Origin of the sequence: Streptomyces sp. NPDC059668, assembly GCF_042734135.1 — a bacterium.
Taxonomy (GTDB): Bacteria; Actinomycetota; Actinomycetes; order Streptomycetales; family Streptomycetaceae; genus Streptomyces.
In genome coordinates this window covers 95382-101381 of sequence record NZ_JBHWEL010000001.1, presented here as the reverse complement: position 1 = coordinate 101381, position 6000 = coordinate 95382, and the positions used below count along the sequence as shown (strand labels likewise).

General features: G+C 73.8%; 5 protein-coding genes. All 5 read right to left on the bottom strand.

Annotation, left to right across the window (positions count from 1 at the left end; all coding sequences use genetic code 11):
- Positions 1-107: 107 nt before the first annotated feature.
- The 5 genes from ACFV2J_RS00410 to ACFV2J_RS00390 are packed head-to-tail and all read right to left on the bottom strand — an operon-like array spanning position 108 to position 5779.
- The gene (locus tag ACFV2J_RS00410; RefSeq protein WP_385090800.1) at positions 108-914 is read right to left on the bottom strand and encodes a DUF1295 domain-containing protein; all 807 of its coding nucleotides are present in this window, start codon (positions 912-914) and stop codon (positions 108-110) included.
- Entirely contained in the window at positions 914-2221 is a 1308-nt protein-coding gene (locus tag ACFV2J_RS00405) for a class I SAM-dependent methyltransferase (protein ID WP_385090809.1), read from the bottom strand. Before ACFV2J_RS00405 ends, ACFV2J_RS00410 begins: the two co-directional genes overlap by 1 nt.
- A 5-nt stretch (positions 2222-2226) precedes the next feature.
- Positions 2227-3495, bottom strand: a complete 1269-nt coding sequence (locus ACFV2J_RS00400; RefSeq protein ID WP_385436751.1) for a class I SAM-dependent methyltransferase — start codon at positions 3493-3495, stop codon at positions 2227-2229.
- Positions 3492-4484 carry a DUF1365 domain-containing protein gene (locus tag ACFV2J_RS00395; protein WP_385090794.1) on the bottom strand — a complete coding sequence of 331 codons (993 nt, stop codon included), beginning with the start codon at positions 4482-4484 and terminating at the stop codon, positions 3492-3494. Before ACFV2J_RS00395 ends, ACFV2J_RS00400 begins: the two co-directional genes overlap by 4 nt.
- A complete protein-coding gene (locus tag ACFV2J_RS00390) occupies positions 4481-5779 on the bottom strand; it encodes an NAD(P)/FAD-dependent oxidoreductase (protein ID WP_385090806.1) in 1299 nt (432 codons plus the stop codon). The genes ACFV2J_RS00395 and ACFV2J_RS00390 overlap by 4 nt, the downstream gene beginning before the upstream one ends.
- Positions 5780-6000: the final 221 nt, after the last annotated feature.

The following is a 6000-nucleotide window of genomic DNA, read 5'->3' as shown; positions in this document are numbered from 1 at the left end:
GCGGGCACGGCACCGGCCCCGCCCACCCCGGCCCCGGAGGGCGCACCCCCCCCCGCGCCGCCCCCCCCCCCCCCCCCGGGGGGGGGCCCCCCCCGGACGCGGCCCCGTCAGCCGCGCGACTTCGGTGGCAGCGGAAAGAAGCCGCTGGTCCTCGCCTGGTACTCGGCGAACCCCGCGCGCCCCTCCAGGTGCTTCTCGAGCAGCGCCTTCCCGCTTCCGTTGATCAGCAGGTAGCTCATCACCAGCGGCGAGAGGACCGACACCGCGGCCGCCGCGCCCGAGTCGCAGGCGAGCAGGAACAGGCCCCACCACACGCAGAAGTCGCCGAAGTAGTTGGGGTGCCTGGTCCAGCTCCACAGACCCCGGTCCATGACCCGGCCGCGGTGGGCGGGATCGGCCTTGAACCGGGCCAGCTGGGCGTCGCCCACCGCCTCGAAGAAGAGTCCGACCGCCCACAGCCCGGCGCCGGCGAGGGTGAGTCCCGTCAGCCCGGTGGAGACGTACTGCGCCGCCTGCACGGGCAGCGACACCAGCCAGACCAGGGCTCCCTGAAGGAGGTAGACCATGCGCAGGGCGTAGAGGTCACGGTCGCCGGGCGCCTTGGCGAGCATCGCCTCGTACCGCGGGTCCTCGCCGTGGCCACGGCCCCGCCGCGCGATGTGCAGGGCCAGCCGCAGCCCCCACACCGAGGTCAGCACGGTCACCAGGATCCGTCGCCCCTCGTCGCCCTCGCCCGCGGAGGCCAGGAAGGACACCACGGCCACCGCCGTGAACCCGATTCCCCAGGCGACGTCCACGACCCGGTGCACGCCCTTGCGTACGGCCACCGCGAAGGTGCCGAGCATGACGGCGAACGCCGCGGCCGCCGCGAGGCCGAGGTTCTGGGCGAACGCTCCCCAGGGAAAGCCGCTCATCACGCCTCCGCCCCCGCGTACCAGTGTCCCGGCGCGGCGGGCATGCCGCTGCTGCCTCCGGGAGCGGGCCGCACGCTGAGGATCTGGTCGACGCCCATGCGCCGCTCCTGGAAGGCGAGAGCCCCGCCGACCAGGTACAGCCGCCACACCCTGGCCGTCTCCGCCCCCACGAGGCGGACGAAGTCGTCCCAGCGGTCCTCCAGGGTGCGGTGCCAGGCCGCGACCGTGCGGACGTAGTGCTCCCGCAGCGACTCCACGGAACGCACTTCCAGGCCCGCGGCCTCCAGCAGGCCGACGGTGTCGCCGAGCGGCCTCATGTGCATGTCGGGCGCGATGTACGCCTCGATGAACGCGCCGCCGCCGGGGGCCACCGAGCCCCGCGACATCTGCTGCACGAGGACGCGTCCCCGCGGGCGGACGAACCGGTGCAGGGCCGCGGCGAACGCCGGGTACTCGGCGTCCCCCACGTGCTCGCCCATCTCGATCGCGGTGACGGCCTCGTACGCGCCGCCCGCGATGTCCCGGTAGTCCTGGCAGACCACGTCGACCTGGTGTTCGAGACCCCGCTCGCGCACCTGCTCCCGCACGTACGCGGCCTGTTCCCGGGACAGCGTGACCGCGGTGACCTGGGCCTTGTAGCGCTCCGCCGCGTACAGGGTGAGGGAGCCCCAGCCGCAGCCGATGTCGAGCAGCCGGGCACCCGGCACGAGGCCGAGCTTGCGGCAGACCAGCTCCAGCTTGGCCCGCTGGGCGTCGGCGGGTCCGAAGTCCGGTGCGTCACCGGTCCAGTAACCGCACGAGTAGGCCATGGTCTCGTCGAGGAGCAGACGGTAGAACGCGTTCGACAGGTCGTAGTGGTGGCTGATGGCGGCACGGTCCCTGGACCTGCTGTGCAGGCCGCCGCGCAGGCGTGACTGCGAGGCGGGGGTCGGGGGCCGCGGCCCCACGGCTCCCAGGCGCAGCGCGGTGCCGGCGGCGCGGAACCGGTCGGCGGGCGTGAGCCGGGGCGCGTGCAGGCTGCGTTCCCGTACGGCACCCCACATGGCGCGCAGGCCCGCCGCCAGATCGCCCTCGACCTCGATCTCCCCGGTGACGTAGGCCTGCGCCAGGCCCAGTTCGCCGGGCTGCCAGAGCAGGCGCCGAAGAGCGCGGCGCGTGCGAACGACGACCACGGGGGCGTCCTGGGGGCCGGTCTCGCTGCCGTCCCACGCGCGCAGCCGCAGCGGCAGCGGGCCGCCGAGTGCGTCCTCGGCCAGCGCGGCGAGCCGGTGGGCGGCACCGGGACGGGCGGGGCGGGCGGTGGTCACGGTGGTCACGGCGTGGAGTCCTCCTTCGTGAACAGATACTGCTGGACATCGAGGTAGCCGGCCCGGAAGCCCGCTTCGGAGTAGGCCAGATAGAAGGTCCACATCCGGCGGAAGGTCGCGTCGAATCCGAGCCCCTCGACCTCGTCGGCACGCTCGGTGAAGCGTTCGCGCCACAGCCGCAGGGTCTCCGCGTAGTGCGCGCCGAAGGCGTCCCGGCGGGTGGTCCGCAGCCGGGTGTGCTCGCGGGTCACCTGCTCGACGGCCTCCACGGAGGGCAGCAGGCCGCCGGGGAAGACGTACTTCTGGATCCAGGTGAAGGTGTCGCGGCTCGCCAGCATCCGGTCGTGCGGCATGGTGATCGCCTGTAGCGCCGCGCGGCCGCCGGGGGCGAGGCGCGCGTCGAGCGTCGCGAAGTAGACCGGCCAGAACTCCGCCCCGACCGCCTCCACCATCTCGACGCTCACCACGGCGTCGTACGTGCCCTCGGCCTCGCGGTAGTCGCACAGCCGGATGGAGACCCGGTCCTCCAGACCCGCCTCGCGCACCCGCAGACGCGCCAGATCGCGCTGCTCGTGGGAGAGGGTCAGCGAGGTGACCCGGGCGCCGCGGGCGGCGGCGCGTATCGCCAACTCGCCCCATCCGGTGCCGATTTCGAGCAGCCGGGTGCCGGGTCCGACCTCCGCGAGGTCCAGCAGCCGGTCGATCTTGCGGTGTTGGGCGGCGGCCAGCAGGGGCCACGAGGCGGGGAAGCCGCGGAAGAGGGCCGCCGAGTAGCTGAGGGTCTCGTCGAGGAAGAGCGCGAACAGGTCGTTGGAGAGGTCGTAGTGACGGCTGATGTTGTCGCGGGCGCCGGTGGGTGTGTTGCGCTGTGCGTGCGGGCGGCGCGGCGCCCACCGTCCGCGCAGCCTCTGCAGTGGTTCCGGGATCAGCCGCGCCGCGTTGCCCGCGAGCACGGTGAGCGCGGCGACGAGGTCCGGGGCGTCCCATTCGCCCGCCATGTAGGACTCGCCGAAGCCGACCAGTCCCTGGGTGCCGATGCGGCGGTGGAAGGCCTCCGGATCGTGGATCTCGATCACCGGGCCGCCGGTACCGAGACGGCTTCCGTCGGCGAACCGTACCTGGAGGGGCAGACGTCGCAGCGCTCTGCTCAGCACGGCGCGGGTGACGGCGGTCCGGGTGCGCGAGGCCTCCGGCGGCGTCACCACGTCCGGCCAGCGGGCGGGATCCACGTCCCGGCGCTGCGCGGTGGCGGAGCGGGGCTCGGCTGTCCTCATGCGTCACTCTCCTGGCTTCGGTGGCGTGGGCGGGGCTGGACGGGCAGTCCCCGCAGGTACAGACGGATGCCGTGGACGCGGATGGCGGCCGAGACGGCGACGGTGGACCAGGGGTGGCGCAGCGCGGCCCGCAGCAGCGTGCCGACGGTCGCCTCACGGCGGGTCCCGCGCACGGTCGCGGTGAAGGGCCGGGTGCCCTCGCGCTCCAGGCGCACCATGAGGTCGAGGCGGTCGTCCGGGAGGGGAAGCCGCATGCGGTACTGGCCGTCGACGGGGAAGAAGGGCGAGACGTAGAACTGCTTCTCCGTGCGGTAGAGCCGCTTAGCGGCCCGGGGGGTCTCCCGCTCCGGCGGGCGGTCCGCCCGCACGGGCGCCTCCGCCCCGCGGCTCACCGACTCCGGCGGTCCGGCGGAATCCGGCGATCGGGCCGACTCAGACGACCGGGCCGACTCAGACGACCGGGGCGGCTCCGGCGACGGGGGCGGCTCCGGCGACGGGGGCGGCTCCGGCGACGGGGGCGGCTCCGAAGGTTCGTGGGCCGCGGCGGTGCGGTGGTCGTCCCGTCGTTCCCGCGTCGTCCCGGGGTCGTCCGGCAGGAGCAGATAGCAGTGCCGTTCGCCGTACGTGTTGTGCACCTCGGCGACCACGCAGCGGGGCGCGCCGCCGGGGTCGTGGCACCAGTAGAGGGTGAGCGGGTTGAAGACGTGACCGAGCACTCGCGCGTGGGCGAGCATCGTGACCGGGCCGCCGCGCAGATCGATGCCGTGCCCGGCGAGGAAGCGGTCGAGCCCGGCGCGGATGGTCGGCTGGTCCCCGTCGAAGTGGTCCCGGGGGTCGAAGCCGGCCAACGGGCGCAGCGGAAGGGGCAGTCGGGGCGGGCGGTCGGGGTCCGTGAGCCACATGTACGTGCGGTGGCGCAGCGCGTAGCGGGTCGGCGCGGTCCGTACGTGCGAGACCGTGCACGGGTAGAGCGCGGGGGTACCGGTCACCACGTCACCCCGAGGGCCGCGGCGGCGGCCACGCCGGAGCGGCAGCCGTCCTCGTGGAAACCCCAGCCGTGGTACGCGCCGGCGTACGCGATCACCGGGCCGTTCAGTTCCGGGAGCCGGGTCTGCGCGGCGACCGACTCCGGTGTGTAGACCGGGTGTTCGTACACCATGCGGGCCAGGACGCGCTCCGGGTCGACACGGTCCTCACCGCCGAGGGTGACCACGTAGTTCTCGGGCGCGTCGAGGCGCTGGAGACGGTTCATGTCATAGCTGACCCTGACCCGGTCCGCGCCGGCGTCGCACGAGGGCATGAGGTAGTTCCAGGAGGCCCTCGCCCCCCGGGCCCGCGGCAACAGCGCGGTGTCGGTGTGCAGGAGCGTGGTGTTGCGGGAGTAGCGGAAGGCGCCGAGCACCTCGCGCTCCGGCCCGGTGGGGTCGGCCAGCATCCTCAGGGCCTGGTCGGGATGGACGGCGATCACCACGGAGTCGTACGACGCGGTGGTGCCGTCCGCCGTGGTGACGTCCACGCCGTCGGCGTGCCGTCGCACGGCCCGGACGGGCGCGGAGGTGTGCACGGCGGCGAGTTGTTTGGCCACCCGGTCGACGTAGGAGCGGGAGCCTCCGGTCACCGTGCGCCAGACCGGGGAGTCGCTCACCGAGAGCATGCCGTGGTGCTCCAGGAAGCGGAACAGGTAGCGGGCCGGATAGCGGCCTGCCGTGACGGCGTCGCAGGACCAGACCGCCGACACCATCGGGGTCGCGAAGTGCTGTACGAAGTAGGGCGAGAAGCGCTCCCGGGTCAGGAACTCCCCCAGGGTCAGGCTCTCTTCGCCGCCCGCGGCGAGCAGCCGCCGGGCCGCGCGGTGGAAGGCCGGAACCTCGGTGAGCATCCGGAGGTAGGAACCGCGCACGGCGCTTCGCGGGCGTGCGAACAGGCCCGCCGGACCGCGCGCACCCGCGTACTCGAGGCCGCACCCCTCGCACCGCACCGACATGCTCATCTCCGACTCCTGGGTGGCGACGCCGAGTTCGTCGAACAGCCTCAGGAGGTTCGGGTAGGTGCGGCGGTTGTGCACGATGAAGCCGGAGTCGACGCGGTGCACCCTGCCGTCCCGGGAGGCGAGGTCATGGGTGTGCGCGTGGCCGCCGAGCCGGTCCTCCGCCTCGTACAGGACGACCGGCCGGGCGCGGCCCAGCACGTGGGCGGCGGTGAGTCCCGCCACGCCCGCGCCGATGACGGCCGTCCGCCGCCCCGGACCGCGCTGTCCCCCCTGTCCGCGGTCCGCGCTCTCCATGTCCGCACCCGAGGCGTCCCCTGACGCTTGCCTCACCATGTCTCCTCCCACCCGGCTCGCCCGTTTCGGCTCCGGAGCTCTCGGCCCTATTCCGAAGCTGCGGCCCTGATGGATTGGCCGGAACGCGCCCTTCCTCCGATCGGGTGAGAAACGGGGGGGCGCGGGGGCGGTACACCTGGTCGGCGCGTGGCGGGGGACGCGAGAAACGACGACACGGAGCG

Coding starts and splice junctions, on each gene's coding strand:
- ACFV2J_RS00410 (WP_385090800.1), bottom strand. CDS start 914: ATGAGCGGCTTTCCCTGGGGAGCGTTCGCCCAGAACCTCGGCCTCGCG.
- ACFV2J_RS00400 (WP_385436751.1), bottom strand. CDS start 3,495: ATGAGGACAGCCGAGCCCCGCTCCGCCACCGCGCAGCGCCGGGACGTG.
- ACFV2J_RS00390 (WP_385090806.1), bottom strand. CDS start 5,779: ATGGAGAGCGCGGACCGCGGACAGGGGGGACAGCGCGGTCCGGGGCGG.